This is a genomic window from Achromobacter sp. EG18, from assembly GCF_059759395.1.
In genome coordinates, this window is the sequence record NZ_CM186213.1 from 914160 (window position 1) to 935388 (window position 21229).

General features: G+C 67.5%; 19 protein-coding genes. 10 read left to right on the plus strand and 9 right to left on the minus strand.

The window, feature by feature from the left end:
* Positions 1–44: 44 nt before the first annotated feature.
* Positions 45–962: a LysR family transcriptional regulator gene (locus AC6CR5_RS04385; protein WP_076415144.1), complete on the minus strand. Its 918-nt coding sequence runs from the start codon at positions 960–962 to the stop codon at positions 45–47.
* A 187-nt stretch (positions 963–1149) separates the two neighbouring features.
* Between AC6CR5_RS04385 and AC6CR5_RS04390 the strand changes: the two genes are divergently transcribed.
* Positions 1150–1848 carry a pirin family protein gene (locus AC6CR5_RS04390; RefSeq protein WP_150100371.1) on the plus strand — a complete coding sequence of 233 codons (699 nt, stop codon included), beginning with the start codon at positions 1150–1152 and terminating at the stop codon, positions 1846–1848.
* A 150-nt stretch (positions 1849–1998) separates the two neighbouring features.
* Positions 1999–2904, plus strand: a complete 906-nt coding sequence (locus AC6CR5_RS04395; protein ID WP_498085280.1) for a pirin family protein — start codon at positions 1999–2001, stop codon at positions 2902–2904.
* A 58-nt stretch (positions 2905–2962) separates the two neighbouring features.
* On the opposite strand, the gene prfH is transcribed toward AC6CR5_RS04395, so the two are convergent.
* Positions 2963–3586: a peptide chain release factor H gene (prfH, locus tag AC6CR5_RS04400; RefSeq protein ID WP_054444903.1), complete on the minus strand. Its 624-nt coding sequence runs from the start codon at positions 3584–3586 to the stop codon at positions 2963–2965.
* Positions 3586–4722: an RNA ligase RtcB family protein gene (locus AC6CR5_RS04405; RefSeq protein WP_150100372.1), complete on the minus strand. Its 1137-nt coding sequence runs from the start codon at positions 4720–4722 to the stop codon at positions 3586–3588. The genes prfH and AC6CR5_RS04405 overlap by 1 nt, the downstream gene beginning before the upstream one ends.
* Before the next feature lie 416 nt (positions 4723–5138).
* Here AC6CR5_RS04405 and AC6CR5_RS04410 point away from each other — a divergent pair, with 416 nt between their 5' ends.
* On the plus strand, positions 5139–6116 hold the full coding sequence (locus AC6CR5_RS04410; protein WP_020927529.1) for a Bug family tripartite tricarboxylate transporter substrate binding protein: 978 nt from the start codon (positions 5139–5141) through the stop codon (positions 6114–6116).
* 115 nt (positions 6117–6231) lie between these two features.
* On the opposite strand, the gene AC6CR5_RS04415 is transcribed toward AC6CR5_RS04410, so the two are convergent.
* The 3 genes from AC6CR5_RS04415 to AC6CR5_RS04425 all read right to left on the minus strand — a co-directional run bounded on the left by AC6CR5_RS04415 (position 6232) and on the right by AC6CR5_RS04425 (position 9891).
* Positions 6232–7008, minus strand: a complete 777-nt coding sequence (locus AC6CR5_RS04415) for an ABC transporter ATP-binding protein (RefSeq protein ID WP_026383520.1) — start codon at positions 7006–7008, stop codon at positions 6232–6234.
* Between the two features lie 5 nt (positions 7009–7013).
* Positions 7014–8684: an ABC transporter permease gene (locus tag AC6CR5_RS04420; RefSeq protein WP_458212562.1), complete on the minus strand. Its 1671-nt coding sequence runs from the start codon at positions 8682–8684 to the stop codon at positions 7014–7016.
* 163 nt (positions 8685–8847) lie between these two features.
* Positions 8848–9891 (minus strand): Fe(3+) ABC transporter substrate-binding protein, encoded by a 1044-nt coding sequence (locus tag AC6CR5_RS04425; protein WP_006388240.1) that lies wholly within the window; start codon positions 9889–9891, stop codon positions 8848–8850.
* Between the two features lie 299 nt (positions 9892–10190).
* On the opposite strand from AC6CR5_RS04425, the gene AC6CR5_RS04430 reads away from it, so the two are divergent.
* Positions 10191–10967 (plus strand): ferredoxin--NADP reductase, encoded by a 777-nt coding sequence (locus AC6CR5_RS04430; RefSeq protein ID WP_006388241.1) that lies wholly within the window; start codon positions 10191–10193, stop codon positions 10965–10967.
* A gap of 109 nt (positions 10968–11076) precedes the next feature.
* On the opposite strand, the gene AC6CR5_RS04435 is transcribed toward AC6CR5_RS04430, so the two are convergent.
* Genes AC6CR5_RS04435 through AC6CR5_RS04445 form a run of 3 tightly spaced genes read right to left on the minus strand, consistent with a single transcriptional unit; the run spans position 11077 to position 13848 of the window.
* On the minus strand, positions 11077–12054 hold the full coding sequence (locus AC6CR5_RS04435; protein WP_054438456.1) for a Bug family tripartite tricarboxylate transporter substrate binding protein: 978 nt from the start codon (positions 12052–12054) through the stop codon (positions 11077–11079).
* Positions 12055–12109: 55 nt separating this feature from the next.
* Positions 12110–12493 carry an AtuA-related protein gene (locus AC6CR5_RS04440; protein ID WP_006388243.1) on the minus strand — a complete coding sequence of 128 codons (384 nt, stop codon included), beginning with the start codon at positions 12491–12493 and terminating at the stop codon, positions 12110–12112.
* Positions 12490–13848 carry an acyclic terpene utilization AtuA family protein gene (locus AC6CR5_RS04445; protein WP_020927532.1) on the minus strand — a complete coding sequence of 453 codons (1359 nt, stop codon included), beginning with the start codon at positions 13846–13848 and terminating at the stop codon, positions 12490–12492. Before AC6CR5_RS04445 ends, AC6CR5_RS04440 begins: the two co-directional genes overlap by 4 nt.
* Before the next feature lie 91 nt (positions 13849–13939).
* Between AC6CR5_RS04445 and AC6CR5_RS04450 the strand changes: the two genes are divergently transcribed.
* From AC6CR5_RS04450 to AC6CR5_RS04475, 6 genes are all read left to right on the plus strand, one after another.
* On the plus strand, positions 13940–14842 hold the full coding sequence (locus AC6CR5_RS04450) for a LysR family transcriptional regulator (protein WP_024068766.1): 903 nt from the start codon (positions 13940–13942) through the stop codon (positions 14840–14842).
* A gap of 134 nt (positions 14843–14976) precedes the next feature.
* A complete protein-coding gene (locus AC6CR5_RS04455) occupies positions 14977–15363 on the plus strand; it encodes a Rid family detoxifying hydrolase (RefSeq protein WP_006386425.1) in 387 nt (128 codons plus the stop codon).
* Between the two features lie 36 nt (positions 15364–15399).
* Positions 15400–17490 carry an ATP-dependent DNA helicase RecG gene (recG, locus tag AC6CR5_RS04460; RefSeq protein WP_006386426.1) on the plus strand — a complete coding sequence of 697 codons (2091 nt, stop codon included), beginning with the start codon at positions 15400–15402 and terminating at the stop codon, positions 17488–17490.
* 77 nt (positions 17491–17567) lie between these two features.
* Positions 17568–18518 (plus strand): LysR substrate-binding domain-containing protein, encoded by a 951-nt coding sequence (locus AC6CR5_RS04465; protein ID WP_006386427.1) that lies wholly within the window; start codon positions 17568–17570, stop codon positions 18516–18518.
* Between the two features lie 117 nt (positions 18519–18635).
* Positions 18636–19136, plus strand: coding sequence for a Dps family protein (locus tag AC6CR5_RS04470; protein ID WP_006386428.1), 501 nt, complete (start codon positions 18636–18638; stop codon positions 19134–19136).
* Positions 19137–19936: 800 nt separating this feature from the next.
* Positions 19937–21196: a nucleotide sugar dehydrogenase gene (locus tag AC6CR5_RS04475; protein WP_150100375.1), complete on the plus strand. Its 1260-nt coding sequence runs from the start codon at positions 19937–19939 to the stop codon at positions 21194–21196.
* Positions 21197–21229 lie beyond the last annotated feature (33 nt).

A 21229-nucleotide genomic window follows, 5' to 3' on the forward strand; every position in this document is an offset into this window, starting at 1 on the left:
GCGCTGCGTCGCCCGCGTGGCGTTCTCTTGCGGAAACGATGCGCTCACGCCATGCCGAGCAGCCCTTCGCACAGGCGCGGCGACTTCAGCTTCTGCAACCACCACTTCAACGCCTCGCCCGGCGCCTCCGCCCGCCACGCATACGCCACGTGCTCGGTCAGCGACATGCCCTCGTCGGTGTCGCAGATCACCAGCACGCCCTGCGCCAGATAGGGCGCGGCCAGCGTCAGCGGCAGGTAGCCGCAGCCCAGGCCGCGGATCTGCGCCTCGATCTTGGCCTGCATCGTCGGCATCACCAGTGTCGGTTGCTCGGCCAGGATGCCGCGGGATTGCGGGGGCAGGTTGCGCGAGGTGTCGGCCACCACCACCGCGCAATAGCGCGTGATGTCGGCGCGGCTCAAGGGCTGCGGCGCCGACGCCAGCGGGTGATGCGCGGCCACGCAGAAGCCGAACTGGGCCTGGCCCATGGTCTGTGAGCGGTAGGGGCCGGTGGGCTCGCCCGCCGCGCCCGCGCCGATCACCAGGTCGGCGCGGTTCGAGGTCAGCGCGTCCCAGTTGCCGCTCAGCACTTCGGTCGAAAAGCGCAGCGTGGTCGCGCTGCCCAGCGCCTGGAACTCTTCGACCAGGTCGTACAGCGGCCGCCACGGCAGCACCGCGCTGACCGCGATGCGCAGTTCCACCTCCCAGCCGGTCGCGATGCGCTTGACCCGGCAGGCCAGATCGTCCAGCGACTGCAATACGTGGCGGCCATCCTTGAGCAGCGTCTCGCCGGCTGGCGTCAGCACGGCGCGGTGGCCTGAGCGGTCGAACAGCAGCACGTCCAGCCCATCCTCCAGCTTGCGGATCGCGTAGGTCACGGCGGAGGGCACCTTGTCCAGCTCGCGCGCCGCCTTGGCGAAGCTGCCGTGGCGCGCGATCGCGTCCACCAGGACCAGCAATTCGGGGGTGATCGGCTGTTGCATGGGGACGGGCTCCGGAAAATATCATTCAAATAATTTGAATGGTTTCTTCAAATCATAGCGTCAAACCGGCTGCCAAGTACGCGCACAATGTCATTCATGCCGGTTGCGCAGCGCTGTCTTCCCGACCAGAAAGCAGGGAAGCCAGCCACCGCGAAACCATTCACTTATTTGAAACAGGGAGTCCACTATGCTTACCATTCGCCGTAGCGCCGAACGCGGTCACGCCAACCACGGGTGGCTCGATTCGTTCCACACCTTCTCGTTCGCCAACTACTACGATCCGGCCCATATGGGTTTCGGCGCGCTGCGCGTGATCAACGATGACCGCATCGCCGCCGGCCGCGGCTTCGGCACCCACGGGCACCGCGACATGGAGATCATCACCTACGTGCTGGACGGCGCCATCGCGCACAAGGACAGCATGGGCAGCGGTTCCACCATCCAGCCCGGCAACGTGCAGCGGATGAGCGCCGGCCGCGGCGTGATGCATTCCGAGTTCAACCCGCGCGCCGACAAGGAAACGCACATGCTGCAGATCTGGATCGAGCCGAACGTCACCGGCATCGCGCCGGAGTACGAGGAAAAGGCGTTCAGCGACGCGCAAAAGCGCGGCCGCCTGCAAGCCCTGGTGTCGGGCGACGGCGTCGATGGTTCGATGATCATCCACCAGGACGCGCGGCTCTACGCCGGCCTGTTCAACGGCGACGAGTCGGCCACGCTGGAACTGGCCCCCGGCCGCCGTGCCTGGGTGCACGTGGCGCGCGGCAGCCTGACGGTCAATGGCGTCGCCCTGGCGGCCGGCGACGCGGTCGCCATCAGCGATGAAACGCGGGTGGTGCTGTCCGGCGGCGACAACGCCGAGGTGCTGGTGTTCGACCTGGCCTGACGGCCCGCGGCCGGGCGGACCAATGGTCCGCCCGGCCTGTTTTCGATGCGTGGCCGGTCCGCCGTCGGGCGATGGCGCGGCAGGCGGTTCAGCAAAGGCCCCCGGGGCCTTAACATGGTCCCAAGACGGCCAACCTACAGGAGCATTTCCATGTCCACCTTGTCCCAACCCGGCGATAGCCAGATCGAAACCGTGGTGGTGCCGCGCAGCAGCGATCTCGGCGGCTTCGAAGTCCGCCGCGCGCTGCCCTCGGCGCAGCGCCGCACCGTCGGCCCGTTCGTGTTCCTGGACCACATGGGCCCGGTCGACTTCGCCGCGGGCTCGGGCATTGACGTGCGCCCGCATCCGCACATCGGCCTGTCCACCGTGACCTACCTGTACGAAGGCTCGATGGTGCACCGCGATGGCGCCGGCAACACGCAGACCATCCTGCCGGGCGAAGTGAACTGGATGACGGCCGGCCGCGGCATCGTCCATTCCGAACGTTCCTCGCTCGAAAGCCGCCAGGCCGCGCAGCGCCTGACCGGATTGCAGATCTGGGTCGGCCTGCCCAAGGCGCACGAGGAAACCGATCCCGGCTTCACCCACTACGGCCTGGACGCCCAGCCCGTGGTTGAAGGCGAGGGCGTGCGCGCCCAGGTCGTGGCCGGCTCGCTGTTCGGCAAGACCTCGGCCGTCAAGACCCATTCGCCGCTGTTCTATGGCGACATGCAGTTGCGGGCCGGCGCCGTCACGGTGCTGCCCGCCGAACATGAAGAACGCGCCGCCTACCTGGTGGTCGGTTCGGTCGAGGTGGATGGGCAGGTGTTCGAAAGCGGCCGCCTGATCGTGTTCGCGCCGGGCCGCCCGGTGCAGATCCGCGCCTGTACCGACGCGCGCTTCGCGGTGCTCGGCGGCGAGCCGCTGGAAGGCCCGCGCTTCATCTGGTGGAACTTCGTCTCCAGCAGCAAGGACCGCATCGAGCAGGCCAAGCAAGACTGGCAGCGCAACCGCTTCGGCCAGACCGTGCCGGGCGACGAGACCGAGTTCATCCCGCTGCCGCCGCCGCGGGCCTGACGTCGGCGGCCGGAGCGTCGGGGCGGCATGCGCCCGGCGGCTCCGGCCGATTCGTCGCCTATCGGGCTTTCAGCAACTCGAACGCCTCTCCCTTGAACACGCGCGCGGGACCGCCCCGAGCCACCTCGTGGTGGAATTGCCGCCGCCGGGCGCGTTCCGTGGCATGCGCGGCCTGCTCGTGTTGGGCCAGCCGATGCGCGATCAGCAGCGCGGCGATGCGCTTGTTGGCATGCTGGCTGCGTTCGGACTGCACCTTCACGCTGATGCCCGTTGCCACGTGCGTCGCGCGCACCGCGGATTCCGTCTTGTTGACGTGCTGGCCGCCCGGCCCGGATGAACGCGTTGTTTCGAAGCGTATTTCCGCGTCGAGGCGGCTGGCGGGCGGGTCGCAGCGCAAGGCGCCGATGAACCAGTTCTTGCGTTGATGGCCAGGGCGATAGGGGCTGGGGCAGATCCACTGGATTGATCCCTCCCAGCACGCGGCCAGGCCGGCCGCGCCGGGGCCGTCCAGGGCCAGCAGCACCGAGCGGTACGTGCCGGCCTTGGCGCCGCTCTCCCGTTCGAGGATATCGACGCCAACGCCATGGGCCTCGGCCTCGCGCAACAGGTAGGCGAGGGCCTTGGCGACCGCCAGGCAGCATTCGTCGGGCCCCTGGGCCGCGGATAACTGTAGCAGCATCATCAGCAGCACTCCCCCCGGGTCTTGTAGGTCAACACCGGGCGCAGCCTGGCCAGCACCGTCAGCAGGCCCGCTTGCTGCAGGCTGGCGATGATGCTGTCCACGGGTTTGTACGCCTCCGGCGCTTCCTCATAGATCAGTTGCCTGTCCTGGCATATCACGTGGCTGCCCAGCCGGGTCTTGCTCAGTTGCGCGGGACTGTAGCGCTTGAACAGGCGGTCCTTGCACTCGCTGCGCATCCACTTGCGGCCCGCGCCGTGCGCCAGCGAGAACAGGCTGGCCTCGCTGGCGATCGGCGCCACCAGATAGCTGAAATCGCCGCGCGAACCGGGGATGATGACCGGTCCGCCGTCGGACGGGGTCGCGCCCTTGCGGTGCAGCCAGCCCGCTTCTCCGGCGATGGTGGCCGGGGTCACCAGGTTGTGGTCGACATCCAGTACCTGTTCGCCGTCCACGTCCCAGCGCGCCAGCATGCGGCGCGCAATCAGGTGGCGATTGGCCTGCGCGAACCGCAACGCGTCGTCGTGTTGCGCCAGGTAATCCCGGCATGCGGCGCTGTCCTGCCCGAGGCCGTCATGGCCATGGCGACGGACATGTTCCTCCAGGATCGAGCGGCCCAGGCCGCGCGAACCGCTGTGCACCAGCAGCAGCAGTTGTTTCTCGTCGATGCGCAAGGCCGCCAATGCCTGCGCATCGTGGATTTCATCGATGCACTGCAACTCGGCGAAGTGGTTGCCGCCGCCGATGGTGCCCAGCGCCTGCCGATGGCCCACGCCGGCGGGCGCCAGTTCCGACACTAGCGCCTGCCATGTGTCGTCCAGCGGTTCGTCGATGTTGCGCAGCCGCTTGTCGAGCTTGTCCGGCGCGACTTTGCGGCTTTCGAGATGAGTCGACCAGAGCGCCATGCCGCAGCCGATATCGCCGCCGATCAAGGCCGGATACAGGCGGCCGAGCGAGAAGAACGCGGCGCCCACTGGATAGCCGCGTCCGGGATGCAGGTCCGGCATGCCCGCGACGCGGCGCATGCCGGCGAGCCTGGCGGTGGTGTGTAGTTGTTGGATCGCGTTGCCTTCGATCCAGGTGTCGTCCGAGGCGATCAATGTGACGCGCTCGGACAATGCTTGAATGCAATTGCCCATGGAAATTCCAGATCAGGTCATGAGAAGGGCTGCTCTCATTGCGATACGAATGAGAGACCCTGTCAGGCAGGTCCGGGCCAGGGCAATGCGAACGGTCTGCCGCTATGAGCGGCAAGGAAATTCGAACGTGCTAGACGCGGCCTGCAACGGCGGAAGTCTGTTGTTGCATGGTGCTTTCCTCCTGTGCAGTCGGTGGGTATGGGCGGGGCCGCGCATCGGGCGCGGCGCCTCGGGGCTGGCGAAGCCAGGACGCAATCAAGGCGCCGCTTGCCGGGAAGTCGGCACTGTATCACCGATCGCGGCGGATGGATCGGGGCGCGCGCGAAGATCCGCGATTTCGTTCTTCATGGCGTCTGAATTGCGCCACACAGTATGATGCGCATCCCTAACGTGATAACAATCGGGATGGAGACATCATGCAACGTTTTACCCTGAACGCGCTGCGCGGCCTGGCCGCGCTGGCCCTGGTCCACGGCGCCGCCGTGGCGCAGGCCGCCGGCTATCCGGCCAAGCCCATCGTGTTCATCGTGCCGTACACCGCGGGCGGCACCACCGACCTGGTGGCGCGTACCGCCGGCGCCAAGGTGGCCGAGAAACTGGGCCAGCCTGTCATCGTCGAGAACCGTCCCGGCGCGGGCGGCAACATCGGCATGGATGCGGTGGCCAAGGCCGCGCCGGACGGCTACACCATCGGCTTCGGCGCCATCTCCACCAATGCGCTCAATCCCTTCGTCTATCCGTCGATGCCGTTCGACCCGACCAAGGACTTCACCGGCATCAGCATGCTGGGCGCGTCCTCGGTCGTGCTGGAAACCGGCCCGTCGCTCAAGGCCGACAGCGTCAAGGACCTGGTGGCCTACGCCAGACAGCATCCTGGCACCGCCTTCGGCACGCCTGGCACCGGCACCTCGATGCACCTGGCCGGCGTCATGTTCGACCAGCTCACCGGCGCCGGCATGCAGCACATACCCTACAAGGGCAGCGCGCAGGCGCTGAACGACCTGCTGGGCGGCCATCTGCCGATCATGTTCGACAATCTGCCGGCTTCGCTGCCGCACATCAAGTCGGGCAAGGTCCGCGCGCTGGCCGTCACCGGCAGCAAGCGCGCGCCGGCGCTGCCGGACGTGCCGACGCTGGCCGAACTGGGCTACGGCGGGGCAGTGGTGGATCCGTGGTTCGCCGTCTATGGCCCGGCCAGGATGCCGGCGGAAATCACCAACGCGTTGAGCGAAGCCTTCCAGGCCGCGCTGGCGATGCCGGACGTCAAGGACAAGCTGGAGCAAGCCGGTTTCATGCCCTATGGCTCGACGCCGGCGGAAGTGGAGCGCCTGACGCGCAGCCAGTACGAGTCGTTCAAGGCGCTGTCGCAGAAGGTCAAGCTGTCGGCCGACTGATCGGCCGCCGTCGGCGCGCGCCGCGCGGTTGGCCGAACCGGGCTGCGGCGCTGACTGCGGGCGCGATCACCGCGTGTCGCGCCCATGTTCCGGGCGCGGCGAACCGGCTGGAAGATCAGCGGCCGCGGGCGAACACCTGCTCGCGCTGTTCCACCAGCGCTTCACGGCGGATGAAGTCGCGCACGAAGTCGTCGGCCGGGTGGTGGTGCAGGTTGTAGGGCGTGTCCCATTGCGCGATGCGCCCGGCCGCCATGACGCCGATGCGGTCGGCGATGGCGAAGGCCTCGGCCTGGTTGTGCGTCACCAGGATGGCGGTGTGGCCCGTGGTCTTCAGGATCTCCCGCACCTCGAAGGCGAGGCGTTCGCGGGTGTCGACGTCCAGATTCGAGAACGGCTCGTCCAGCAGCAGCAGGTCGGGCGAGGGCGCCAGGGCCCGCGCCAGCGCCACGCGCTGCTGCTGGCCGCCGGAGATCTCGTGCGGATAACTGTTGGCGGCGTGCGCCAGGCCCACCAGGGCCAGCATCTCTTCGACGCGGCGCGCTCGCTCGGCGCGTTCCAGGCGGCGCAGGCCGAAGGCAACGTTTTGCGCCACCGACAGGTGAGGGAACAGCGCGTAGTCCTGGAACATCATGCCGACGCGGCGTTTTTCGGGGGCGACCTGTTCGGCGGGCGAGGAAATGACAGCGCCATCGAGCAGGATGCGGCCGGCGCGCACCGGTTCGAAGCCGGCGATGGCGCGCAGCACGGTGGTCTTGCCGCAGCCGGATTCGCCCAGCAGGCAGCCGATGTGGCCGGCGGGCAGGCCCAGCGTCAGGTCCTGCACCACGGGCCGCAGGCCCTTGGGGGTGTCGTAGGCCAGGGAGATGTGATCGAGTTCAAGCAGTTCGGGCACGATGTTCAATGTCCCATTTTCAGATTGGTGCGGGCCAGCAGGATGACGGGCAGCAGGCCGGCCAGCACGATCGCCAGCGCGGCGACCGCGCCTTCCTCGTAGGTGCCGCGGGCCGCTTCGGCATAGAGCCAGGTGGCGAGCGTGTCGAAATTCATGGGCCGCAGCAGCAGCGTGGCCGGCAATTCCTTCATGGCGTCCACGAACACCAGCAGCGCGCTGGCCGCCAGCGCCGGGCGCAGCAGCGGCAGGTGGACGCGGCGCAAGGTGCCCGCCGAGCTTTCGCCCAGCAGCCGAGAGGCCTGTTCCAGCGACGGCGGAATGCGCGCCAGGCCGGCTTCGAGCGCGCCGGTGGAGATGGCCAGGAAGCGGATGGCATAGGCGCACACCAGCGCCGCCATCGAACCCATCAGGAACAGGCCGCTGCCGCCGAAGACCTTGGCCACCGCGGTGTCGATCCAGACGAAGGGCGTGAGCAGGCCGATGGCCAGCACGGTGCCCGGCACGGCGTAGCCCAGGCTGGCGACGCGGGCGCAGGCGCGGCCCGGATTGAAGCCGGCGCTTTCGCGCAGCGTGCGGCCGGCCCAGGCCACGACCAGACCGCAGACCAGCGTGACGAGGGTGGCGCTGAACGCCACGATCAGTGTGTTGCCCAGTCCGTTGAGCAACTGGCTGGAAACGCCGCCCACCAGGTGCAGCCGCTTGTAGGTCTCGACGACCAGATACAGCGCCGGCGCGGCGAAGCCGACCACCACGGGAATCCAGCCCAGCACCGCCGCCAGCACGGCGGCCGCGCCGCGCAGCCGCCGCGGCTGCATCGGCCGCATGCGTTGCGTATTGGCGTAGCGCTGGCGCTTGCGGCCATGGCGCTCAAGCAGGATCAGGCCGATGACGATGGCCAGCATGGTCAGCGCGATCTGCGCCGCGCCGGCCAGATCGGAACGCGTGACCCAGGTGGTATAGACCGATACGGTCAGCGTCTGCACGCCCAGGAATTCCGAGGCGCCGATGTCGTTCAGGGTTTCCAGCAGCGCCAGGCTGACGCCCACCACGATGGCCGGCCGGGCCAGCGGCAGCGCCACCCGGAAGAACACGGCGTAGCGGCCGGCGCCCAGCGTGCGGGCCGCTTCCAGCAGGCTGGCCGCCTGCGTCATGAACATGACGCGGGTGCTCAGGTAGACATAGGGATACAGCACGAAGCCCAGCACGAAGATGGCGCCGTAGATCGAGCGCAGGTCCGGCAGCCGGAACTGGCGCGGGCTGTCGTAGCCCAGCAGCGCGCGGATGCCGCTCTGGATCGGGCCGATCGGATGCAGCAGGTCGAGATAGGCGAAGGCGATGATGTAGGTCGGCACCGCCAGCGGCAACAGCAGCGCCCAGGTCAAGGCGCGCCGCGAGGGGAATTCGTAGGCCGTCACCAGCCAGGCCGAGCCGGTGCCCAGCAATGTCACCAGCACGCCGACGCCGGCCAGCAGCACGGCGGTGTTGGCCAGCGCCTGCGGTAGCACGTAGGTGGCCAGGTGCCGCCAGTGCGACAGATCGCCGCCCAGCGCCCACCAGACCAGGGTGAGCACCGGCGCCAGCACCGCCAGGCCGATCAGGGCGGCGCCGGCCAGCCAGCCGGCGCCGCGTTCAGCCCAGCGCAAACGCAGTGGCCGGGGCAGGGAATCTGTATGCATGCTTCAGAAGGTTTACTGCGGGTTTACTGCGGGGAAGGCGCCGCGCGGGCGGCGCCTATAGTAGCGTCAAGGCCTGCCGTCGCCCGTCCGGGTGTTTTCCGGGCGAGCGAGGGCAGGCCTGAGTGCCGCGAGACGGCGCCCGTGGGCGCCGCCTGGCTGCGGTTTAGTTGTCGAAACCGACCTTGTCCACCAGCTCGCTGGCTTGTTTGCGGTACTTGGCGATCTCGGTCAGGGGCAGGGGATCGACCTTCAGTTCGCCGAAGCTGGCGATGACCGGGTCGAGCTTGACGCCCTTGCGCACCGGGTACTCGTAGTTGGCCTGCGCGTACAGCGCCTGCGCCGGCTCGGACACCAGGAAGTCGAGCAGCTTGATGGCGTTGGCCTTGTTGGGCGCATGGGCCGCCACGGCGGCGCCGCTGACGTTCACGTGGGTGCCACCGCTCTTCTCGTTGGCGAAGGTCGGGCGGACCACCTTGATGGCGTCGCCCCACTTGCGCGCGTCGGTGCCGGGTTCGGCGTTCTTCATGTGGCCGACGTAGTAGGCGTTGGCCAGGCCGATGTCGCAGATGCCGCCCAGGATGTCGCGGGCCACGTCGCGGTCGCCGCCGGCGGCCTTGCGGGCCAGGTTGGCCTTGACGCCGCGCAGCCACTTCTCGGTGGCCTCGGCGCCGTCATGGGCGATCATGGAGGCGACCATGGCGGTGTTGTAGGGGTGCTGGCCCGAGCGGATGCAGACCTTGCCCTTCCATTTCGGGTCGGCCAGGTCCTCGTAGCGGAAGGATTCCAGCTTCAGGTCCTTTTCGACGTACAGCACGCGGTCGCGCAGCGACAGGGCGTACCATTTGCCATCGGCGCCGCGCAGGTTGGCGGGGATGACCGATTCCAGCGTCTGCGACTTGATCGACTGCGTCACGCCGCCGTCCACCAGGTCGAGCAGGTTGCCGATGTCGACGGTCATGAGGACGTCGGCGGGCGACTTGGCGCCCTCGGCCTTGACGCGTTCGAGCAGGCCGTCCTTGACGAAGACGGTGTTGACCTTGATGCCGCTTTCCTTGGTGAAGGCGTCCAGCAGCGGCTGGATCAGCTTCGGTTCCCGGGTGGTGTAGAGGCTGACTTCCTCGGCCGCGTGGGCCGGGACGGCGAAGGCGGCAGCGCCGGCCAGGGCCAGGGCGCGCAGCAGGGTGGTCATTTGGGGACGCTTGGACATAGGGACTCCGGCAAAGCGGTCTGCTAACGAAAATGATTATCAAGTCAGAGCGGGACGATAACAGGAAGTTTTATCGTATTCAACTCAATGTAAGACTGTGCATAAGACCCTTGATCCCCATCAATACGGCATAAGGGTATTACGGAATAATGAGAGCAATTATCATCAAGTCCCTGTAGAATAGGGACAACCCTAATGCCGGGCGCGTCTTTTGTGCGCCATGGCGAACCCCTCGCGGAACGAGCCGAGGCCGTTGCGGTTTCCCGTCGACCCCTGGTTCCGCCCTTACTAGATACGACATGGCTGCTTTCAATACCGAGCGCGTGCTGAGCGTGCACCACTGGAACGACACCCTGTTCTCCTTCACCACCACGCGTGACGCGGCCCTGCGGTTCCACAACGGCCACTTCGTCATGATCGGCCTGGAAGTCGAAGGCAAGCCGCTGCTGCGGGCGTACAGCATCGCCAGCGCCAATTACGAAGAGAACCTCGAATTCCTCAGCATCAAGGTGCAGAACGGTCCGCTGACCTCGCGCCTGCAGCATCTGAAGGAAGGCGACACCATCCTGGTCAGCCGCAAGCCGGTCGGCACGCTGGTGGTCGACGACCTCAAGCCCGGCAAGCACCTGTTCCTGTTCGGCACGGGCACGGGCCTGGCGCCCTTCATGAGCATCATCAAGGATCCGGACGTCTACGAACGCTTCGACAAGGTCATTCTGGTGCATGGCGTGCGCTGGGTCAGCGAGCTGGCCTACGCCGACTTCATCGAGAACGAACTGCCCAACAACGAGTTCTTCGGCGACGTGGTGCGCGAAAAGCTGGTCTATTACCCGACCGTCACGCGCGAGCCGTTCCGCAACCAGGGCCGCATCACCGAGCTGATGGAAAACGGCAAGCTGTGTGAAGACATCGGCATTCCCCAGATCAACCCCGAAACCGATCGCGCCATGATCTGCGGCAGCCCGCACATGCTGGCCGACATCAGCGCCATGCTGGACAAGCGCGGTTTCGTGGTGTCCCCGGGCGTCGGCCAGCCGGGCGACTACGTGGTCGAGCGCGCCTTCGTGGACAAATAAGGCGCGGTCCTTCCTTCGTGGCAAAAAAGCCCCGTTGCACATGCGACGGGGCTTTTTGTTTCCGGCGTTGCGATAAAGGCGGCAGCGCGGGCGCGCCGCCCCGGGGACGTCATTCGGGCTGGATGCCGGCCTTCTTGATGATGTCGCCCCACTTCTTCGACTCGGCCTGCTGGAACCGCGCCAGTTCCTCGGGCGTGGAACTGGCCGGGTCGGTGCCGGTCTGGGCATAGAACTGCTTGGCCGGAGCGCTCTGCGTGGCCTTGACCAGCAGCTCGTTCAGGCGCTTGACCACGTCCGGCGGGGTGCCGGCCGGCGCGTAGGCCGCGAACCAATAGCCCATCTCGTAGCCCGGCACGCCGGACTCGGCGATGGTGGGCACGTCCGGCGCCAGCGGCGAGCGCGCCTGGCCGGTCACGCCCAGGGCCCGCAGCTTGCCGGACTTGACCTGCGGCAGGCCCGTGGCGGTGTCGGTGATCATCATGTCGATCTGCCCGCCCAGCAGGTCGGTGACGGCCAGCGGGTTGCTCTTGTAGGGCACGTGCAGCAATTGCACGCCGGCCATTTGCTGCAGCAGTTCGCCGGCGATGCGGCTGCTGGAGCTGCCGCTGCCGAAGCTCAGCTTGCCGGGCGACTGGCGCGCCTGCGCCAGGAAGTCGCCCACCGACTTGGCGGCCGAGTTGGGGTTGACCACCATGATCTGGCCGCCCTTGCCGAGCAGCGAGATCGGCGCGTAGTCCTTGACCGGGTGGTAGGTCAGCGTCTTGTACAGATGCTCGTTGGCGGCGTGGGTGGTGTTGGTGGTGATCAGCACCGTGTAGCCGTCGGGCGCGGCGCGGGCCGCGGTGGCGGCGCCGATCATGGCGCTGGCGCCGGGCTTGTTCTCGATCACCACGGCCTGGCCGGTCTGCTCGGTGACGCCCTGGCCGATGGCGCGGCCGATCTGGTCGGTGGCGCTGCCGGCCGCGAACGGCACGATGAAGGTGATCGGCTTGGCGGGAAAGCCCGTCGCCGCCGTGCCCTGGGCCAGGGCCGTCAGCGGCAGGGCCGCCAGCAGCAGGGCCAGCCGGCCCTTGAGGGTAAAGCGCATGGTGTGTCTCCTGTCGTGTGTTGTGTGTTGTTGTGGTGGTGAGGGACTGCGGGGGTCAGGCGGGGGCGGGGTGGTCGCCCGCGATGTCGGGCAGGCGGGCGGCCAGCGCGGGGCTGACCTGGACCGTCATGTCCAGCAAGCGGAAGGAAAGGCTTTTGCCGTGCGCGTCCAGGTTGAGCGCGTCGTTCACGCCGCCGTCCAGCACGCCTTCGAGCACGAAGTTCATGGCGTGCAGGGTCGGCAACAGGTAGCGGGTGACGCGGGCCGGTCGGCGATAGCCGAACCAGGCGGCCACGCGCGCTTCGGTGACCTGCTCGGCCAGCACCTCATAGCATTCGGGATCCCAGGCGATGAGGCTGAGGTTGGAGGTGTCGCCCTTGTCGCCGGAGCGGCTGTGGCCCAGGCGGTACAGGGGCACGGAGGTCAGGGCTGGGTTCATTGCGGGATCTCGTCCAGGAAGCGCCAGCCGCTGGTTACGGCCTCGCGGGGAATGGTGCAGGACACCATGTTCAGGCGCGGGCGCAGCGCGGTGCGCACGCCGCCGCCGCCGGCCGGGCCGCAGGTATAGAGCGCCGTGACCTCGCGCAGCACGCGTTCGGCGATGGCGCGCTCGGCGTGCTCGCCGGCGATGCGCAGGCGCACGTCGCGCGCCTGGCCGCCGGGATGGTCGTGGCGCAGGGCGCCCGCGTCGTTGTCCAGGATGCTGATGGCGCCGATGAGGTCGGCGCGCAGGCGCAGCGCCGATCCGAGACGCTTGTGCACGATGTCGGCGGCCAGCCGCGCGCGCGCCTCGGCCTGCACGCCGGCGTATGAAATTTCGGCCTCGGCCAGCCAGCCGCCGTGGTGGCAGACGTTGACCTTGAGTTCGGCCGGGCGCGCGTGGCCGGTGATGCCGCGCACGGCGACACGGTCGCGGCCCAGTTCCTCGACGCGCGCCTGGCTCAGGTCGGCGGTCACGTCGGGGGTCAGGTAGCGCGCGGGATCGTGCACCTCGTACAGCAGTTGTTCCTTGACCGTGCGGGCGTCCACCATCCCGCCGGTATCGGCGGCCTTGCCGATGACGAACTCGCCGTCGGCGTGGATCTCGGCGATGGGAAAGCCCGCGGCATGCACGTCCGGCACTTCCTTCAGGCCCGGCACGCAGAAGTAGCCGCCGGTGACCTGCAAGCCGCATTCGAGCATGTGGCCGGCCATGGTGGCGCGGCCCAGGCGCGGCCAGTCATCGTGGCGCCAGCCGAAGTGGGCCAGCGCCGGACCCAGTGTCAGCGACGGGTCGGCGACGCGACCGGCGACGACGATCTGTGCGCCGGCGGCCAGCGCCTGCGCGATCTCGGTGGCGCCCAGGTAGGCCGTGGCGCTGACCACCTCGACCCCGTCCAGCGCCGCGCCCAGGCGCTGGCGCAGCAGGTCGCGCTGGTCTGGTGTGTCGAGGGCGTCGCCATGGATCACGGCGATGCGCGGCGCCGGCAAGCCCTGTTGCGCGGCCAGCTCGGCGATGCGGCGCGCGGCGCCGACCGGGTTGGCGGCGCCGAAGTTGCTGACGATGGCGATGCCGTGGCGCAGGCAGTCGGCCAGCACTGGCGCCACCAGCTCGTCCAGCAACGGCTCGAAGCCGCGGCGGGGGTCGGCATTGCGCGCCAGTTGCGCCAGCGCCAGGGTGCGCTCGGCCAGGGTTTCGAAGATCAGCGTGCCGCCGCCCCGGGCGGCCAGCGTACGCACCACGGCGGCGGCGCCGTCGCTGCGGTCGCCCGAGAAGCCGGAGGCGCAGCCGATGAGCAGGGGAGAGGAAGGCATAAAAGTCGCGTAGGGGAAGCCGGAGCCCACTATAGGCAGCGCCCGCTCATCCGTAAAATAGAAATATCGGATCAATTAATCCAGAAAAACCATGAATCTATCCGCCCGGCAATTACGCGCTTTCGTGGCCCTGGCCGACGAAAGGCACTTCACCCGCGCCGCCCAGCGCTGCCACCTGACGCAGCCGGCCTTCAGCGCGTTGATCCGCCAGTTGGAAGACAGCGCCGGCCTGCGACTGTTCGACCGCAATACCCGCAATGTGGAGCTGACGGCCGAAGGGCGCGTGCTGGATGCCTCGGCGCGCCGCCTGCTGGCCGACATGGACCTGGTAATGGAAGACCTGCGCGACCACGCGGCCCGTCGCCGCGGCCGGGTGGCGCTGGCCGCGCTGCCGTCGCTGGCGGCGGGCTGGCTGCCGCCGCTGCTGGCGCGGTTCCGCGAGCAGCATCCGGGCATCGCGGTGGACCTGCGCGACGCCTTGCTCGATCCGTGCCTGGACATGGTGCGCGACGGCCAGGTGGATTTCGCGGTGGCGTCGAGGCGGCCGGACATGAGCGACCTGGACAGCGAGTTCCTGCACGCCGACCGCTATTTCCTGGTGTGCCGCGCCGACCATCCGCTGGCGGCGATGGCGCGGGTGCGGCTGCGCGACGTGGCGCGCCACGCGGTGATCCAGCTGGCGCGCAACAGCAGCGTGCGCAAGCATCTGGATGCGGCCTTCGGCGCCGATGCGCCGCCGCCGGTGTTCGAGGTCGAGCACCTGGCGACCGTCACGGGACTGGTGCGCGCCGGCCTGGGGGTGGCGGTGGTGCCGGCGATGACGCTGTTCCATTTCGGCGGGCCGGACCTGCGCATCGTGCCGCTGGCGGGCAAGGCGCTGCTTCGGCCGCTGTACCTGGTGTGGCGCCAGGGGCGTAGCCTGCCGCTGGCGGCCCAGGCGCTGTACGACCTGCTGTGGGCCAGCCGGGCGGAGATCGGCGCGGCGTTCCGATGACGGATTGCCCTTGCGCGCCGTGAAGTGTGGGTAACATGGGAGGCTCGGGTCGGCTCGCATGAGCCTTTCGCAAAACCCTATTGCCGATTAAAATCCGATAGTTGTAGCTATCCGTCACCAGAAGGATTCCGCCCATGAGCAAGCAAATCATCCATACCGACGCCGCGCCCGCCGCCGTCGGCCCTTACTCGCAAGCGGTTGCCGTCAGCGGCACCAAGACCGTCTACCTGTCGGGCCAGATCGGCCTCGAACCCGGCACCGGCGACCTGGTCTCCGAGAACTTCGATGCGCAGGTGCGCCAGGCGTTCGCCAACATGACCGCGGTGGTCGAGGCCGCCGGCGGCACGCTGGACCAGGTGGTCAAGCTGACGCTGTTCCTGACCGACCTGGGCAAGTTCACCGCCGCCAACGCCATCATGGCCGAGCTGATTCCGCAGCCGTTCCCGGCCCGTTCGACGGTGGGCGTGGCCAGCCTGCCCAAGGGCGCCCAGTTCGAGGTCGAGGCCATCCTGGTCCTGTAACGCCACCACGCGTTTTCCCAGGGGTTTCATCCCGATATGCCGGCCGCGGCCGTGGCTACCAAGCGATCCGGCGCCGATACCAAAGGCGCCGGCAAAGCCATGACGGATACGGAGCGCAAGCTGCGTAACCTGGGTCTGGTGCTGCCCGAGGACTTCGTGCTGCACCTGCCGCTGCGCTACGAGGACGAGACCCGGGTGATCCCGATCAGCCAGTTGCGCCCCGGCTTCGCCGGCCAGGTCGAAGGCGAGATCACCAAATCCGAAGTGCTCTACCGGCCGCGTCGCCAGCTCACCGCCACCTTGGCGGACGACAGCGGCGAACTGCAATTGCGCTGGTTGAATTTCTATCCCAGCCAGCAAAAGCAGGTCACGGTCGGCAAGCGGCTGCGCGCGCGCGGCGAAGTGCGCGGCGGCCTGTTCGGACGCGAGATGGTGCATCCGCGCCTGACCAATGCCGACGCGCCGCTGCCCACCGCCCTGACGCCGGTCTATCCCAGTACCGAGGGCCTGCCGCAGCTGACGCTGCGGCGCGCCATCGCCCAGGCGCTCGACCGCGCCGACCTGTCCGATACCCTGCCGCCGCAAGCGCTGGCGCGCTACGACCTGCCGCCGTTCGCGCCGGCTATCCGCGCGCTGCACACGCCGGCGCAGGGCGAATCCGAAGCGGCGCTGCTGGACCGGGTGCATCCGGCCTGGCGTCGCATCAAATTCGATGAGTTGCTGGCCCAGCAGCTGTCGCTGGCGGCGGCGCGCGCCGCGCGCCGGGTCAAGGAAGCCGAGGTGCTGCCCGTGCGCGACGAGCCGGGCGGCCTGGTGGACCGGCTGTACCAGGCGCTGCCGTTCAAGCTGACCGGCGCCCAGCAGCGCGTGGTGGCCGAGATTTCGGCGGATCTGGCGCGGCCGTACCCGATGCACCGCCTGCTGCAGGGCGACGTCGGCAGCGGCAAGACCGTGGTCGCCGCTATCGCCGCGGCCCAGGCCATCGCCGGCGGCGCGCAGGTGGCGTTGATGGCGCCCACCGAGATCCTGGCCGAACAGCATTTCCGCAAGCTGGTGTCGTGGCTGCAGCCGCTGGGCGTGAACGTCGCCTGGCTCAGCGGCAGCCTGACCGCCAAGGCGCGCCGCGAGGCCGCCGCCGCCGCGGCCGACGGCAGCGTGCAACTGGTGGTGGGCACGCAGGCGCTGATCCAGGACCATGTCGAATTCCAGCGCCTTGGCCTGTCGATCGTCGATGAGCAGCACCGCTTTGGCGTCGGCCAGCGACTGGCGCTGACGCGCAAGGGCGAGACGGTGCGCGGCCGCATCGTGCCGCATCAGCTCAACATGAGCGCCACGCCGATCCCGCGCACGCTGGCCATGACCTTTTTTGCCGACCTGGACGTGTCGGTGATCGACGAACTGCCGCCGGGGCGCACGCCGGTGCTGACCAAGCTGGTGTCGGACGCGCGCCGCGAGGAAGTCATCGCCCACATCGCGCAGGCCGCGCGCGGCGGACAGCAGGCGTATTGGGTCTGTCCGCTGGTCGAGGAAAGCGAAGCGCTGGAACTGCAGACCGCCGTCGATACCTACGAAGGCATGCGGGTGGACCTGCCGGACCTGCGCATCGGCCTGGTGCATGGCCGCCTGCCGCAGGCCGAGAAGGCCGCCGTGATGCAGGCCTTCCGCGAGGGCGAGATCGACCTGCTGGTGGCCACCACCGTGATCGAGGTCGGGGTGGACGTGCCCAATGCCTCGCTGATGGTCATCGAGCACGCCGAACGCTTCGGCCTGGCGCAGTTGCACCAGTTGCGCGGCCGGGTGGGGCGGGGCACCGCCGAATCGGTCTGCGTGCTGCTCTACCAGACGCCGCTGTCGCAGGTGGCGCGCGAACGCCTGCGCGCCATGTTCGAAACCTCGGACGGTTTCGAGATTGCGCGCCGCGACCTGGAGCAGCGCGGCCCCGGCGAATTCCTGGGCACGCGCCAGTCGGGCATGGCGCTGCTGCGCTTTGCCGATCTGGAAACCGACGCCGAGATCGCCGAACAGGCGCGCGATGCCGCGGTCTGGCTGCGCGCCGAACATCCCGCCGCCGTCGAGGCGCACCTGGCCCGCTGGATGCGGGGCCGGGAAGACTTCCTGCGCACCTAGCGGACGGGTTTGCCAATGACCTTTTCATTTTCCAGCGCCGCCCGCCGGGCCGGCGCCCAACCCCCGGGGCCTAGTCCATGACTCTGACCGAACTCAAATACATCGTGGCCGTGGCCCGTGAGCGCCATTTCGGCCGGGCGGCCGAGGCCTGTTTCGTCAGCCAGCCCACGCTGTCGGTGGCGATCCGCAAGCTCGAGGACGAACTGGGCGTGACGCTGTTCGAGCGCGGCGGCGCCGAAGTGGGCGTCACGCCCATCGGCCAGCGCATCGTCGCCCAGGCCCAGAAGGTGCTGGAAGAGAGCGCCAGCATCAAGGAGATCGCGCGCCAGGGGCACGACCCGCTGGCCGGCCCGTTGCGGGTCGGAGTGATCCATACCATCGGCCCGTATCTGTTGCCGCGCCTGGTGCCGGTGCAGATCGGCCGCACCCCGCAGATGCCGCTGCTGCTGCAGGAGAACTTCACCGTGCGGCTGGTGGAGCTGCTGCGCCAGGGCGAGATCGATTGCGCCATCATGGCGCTGCCGCTGCCGGAAGCGGGGCTGGTGATGCAGCCGCTGTACGACGAGCCATTCGTGGTGGCGGTGCCGCAAGACCACGAGCTGGCGCAGCGCGAATCGATCGACGCGCAGGACCTGAAGCAGCAGACCATGCTGCTGCTGGGCAGCGGCCACTGTTTCCGCGACCAGGTGCTGGAGGTGTGTCCGGAACTGTCGCGCTTCTCGGCCGCCAGCGACGGCATCCAGCGCACCTTCGAGGGCTCTTCGCTGGAGACGATCCGCCACATGGTGGCCGCGGGCATCGGCGTGACGGTGCTGCCGGTGACGGCGGTGCCGGAGCAGCCGCCTTCCAACAGCCTGCTGCGCTACCTGCCGTTCGAGGGCCACGTGCCCGAGCGCCGCGTGGTGCTGGCCTGGCGCCGCAGCTTCCCGAGGCTGGCGGCGATCGAGGCGCTGGCCCAGGCGGTGTACGAATGCGAGCTGCCCGGCGTGCGGATGCTGTCGGACGAAGCCGCGGCCGTGCAGGATTGAAATTGCGAGCGCATTTGCGCTCGATCAAGCCGCCTCGCGCCGGCCGGCGTTTGGGCCGGATTGTCGCAATCGCGGTGTTATCCTCGTTTTGTCTACCAACCCCACAGGGAGCTAGCAATGGCAAAGTCCTCCAAGAAGACCCCCAGCGTTCCGCGCATCAACATCGGCATTTCGGACAAGGACCGCGCCGCCGTCGCCGGCGAACTGTCCAAGCTGCTGGCCGACTCGTACACCTTGTACCTGATGACGCACAACTTCCACTGGAACGTCACGGGGCCCATGTTCAACACGCTGCACCTGATGTTCATGACCCAGTACACCGAGTCGTGGAACGCGCTGGACAGCATCGCCGAACGCATCCGCGCGTTGGGCCACTATGCGCCGGGCACGTATCGCGAGTACGCCAAGCTGTCGTCCATCGCCGAGCCGGAATCCGTGCCGGAAGCGCTGGAGATGGTGCGCCTGCTGGTCAACGCCAACGAATCGGTCGCCAAGACGGCCCGCGCCGCCTTCGAGAAGGCCGATGCCGCCAATGACCAGCCCACCGCCGACCTGCTGACCCAGCGCCTGGACGTGCACGAAAAGAACGCCTGGATGCTGCGCAGCCTGCTGCAATAGGCAGGGCGGCGCCTGGCCGGCGCCAGCGGCATGCCAAGCCCCCGGGGACCTTGCGGTTCCCGGGGGCTTTTTCATGCGGCCGCGCTCCGGTTTCCCGCCGGGACGCCAGGCGCATTCTCCGGAAGGCGGGGCGGGTATATGCGCGGATCGGCGGCCACCCTTTTGGCGCACTTGTTCGAATGTGTAATCCACCGGCCTGTCATCGGTGGAAGTCATTTCAATATCAGGACAGATTTCCGGGTACGCCACTCGCGGGCGCGTATGCCACGGCCTTTGGAAATGGTCAATCGGCGTGAGTATTTTCGATTCCCTTCTAGCACGATATTTTTTGGAAATTCGGACGCCATCCGTGACTTGAAGTTGCAATAAAGACATTTATCCCAGGGCGCTTACTGCTGCTCCCGAACGAATGCTCATTCCTTGCAGTTTTATTAAGCCAAGATAAGAAAACGACTTTATATATTTGCTAACAAGACAAACAATCTCATTCATTTCAAATTGTGTTGGAAAAGAGATTATTTCAGGGATTTCCCCACGTTTATTACGACCTCGGCGACTTATTTCCATAGCATCGAAAACTTTTAGAAAAAAATTTGCTGTCTGCCGGGCCTACGATTCGTTGGCTCGCTACCCGACCGTATGGCGGGGTATCGAGATGTAATCAAATTTGAGCAACGCGTCCACCCCGGGCAGGCAAATGCGATGCGATTCCGCATCGATTCGGTAATGCCCGGGTGTCGGTTTCTAGTGTCTTCGACACGACGAAAACAGTGAGGTCCCCCGTGGTAAAGAGAATCGCAGTGTGCGGTCTAGGATATGTCGGCCTGCCCGTGGCCGTGGCATTTTCCAGGCGTTTTGATGTCGTCGGCTTTGATGTGGACAAGCGGCGGATCACGAGCCTGAAAGAGGGTGAGGACTGGACCGGCGAGATCGAGCGTGATGCATTGCTGGCTTCCCCCATGCAGTTCACCGACCAGGTGAGCGAATTGGAAGGGTGCGATTTCTTCGTCGTGGCCGTGCCGACGCCGGTCGACGAGAAAAACAATCCTGATTTTTCCCTGCTGGTGCGCGCCTGCCGGTCGATCGGCCCGGTGCTGCGTCCCGGCTGCATCGTGGTTTTCGAATCCACCGTGCACCCCGGCGCGACCGAGGAAATCTGCGGTCCGGAGCTGGAAAAGGCATCGGGCCTGCGCTGCGGCGTGGATTTCAAGCTCGGCTATAGCCCCGAACGGATCAATCCGGGCGATCGCGAGCATCCGCTGGAGAAGATCGTCAAGATCGTGTCCGGCCAGGACGAGGAATCGCTGGAGATTATCGCGGGCGTCTACGAGCAGATCATCGACGCGGGCGTGCATCGCGCCTCTTCCATCAAGGTGGCCGAGGCCGCCAAGGTGCTCGAAAACACGCAGCGCGACATCAACATCGCGCTGATGAACGAGATGTCGAAGATCTGCGACCTGGTCGGCATCCGCACCGCCGAGGTGCTGGCAGCGGCGGGCACCAAGTGGAACTTCCTCAAGTTCACGCCCGGCCTGGTCGGCGGCCACTGCATCGGCGTGGATCCCTACTACCTGACGTCCAAGGCGCAGGAGCTGGGCTACCACCCCGAGGTCATCCTGTCGGGCCGCCGCATCAACGACGGCATGGCGGGCCACGTGGCCTCGCGCGTGGTGCAGACCCTGGCGCGCAATGGTCGCCTGAACGCCTCGACCCGGGTCGGCATCCTCGGCATGACGTTCAAGGAAAACGTGCCGGACATCCGCAATTCGAAGGTGGTCGATCTGTATCGCGCGCTGGGCGACTACGGCATCACGCCGGTGGCCTGCGACCCGATGGTCGATGTGGAACAGATGCGCCATGAGTACGGCATCAGCCTGGTGGAGCGCGACCAGTTCCGCGACATGGACGTGCTGATCCTGGCGGTGCCGCACCGCCAAACCATGGACACCATCTGGGAAGACCTGCCGCAACTGGTCAAGGCCGGCGGCATGGTGTGCGACCTGAAGTCGGTGCTGGACAGCCGCCGGCTTCAGTCCGACCTGTTGTACTGGACGCTCTGAGTCCAGGCCCGCCGCAACCCATCAAACACAGGA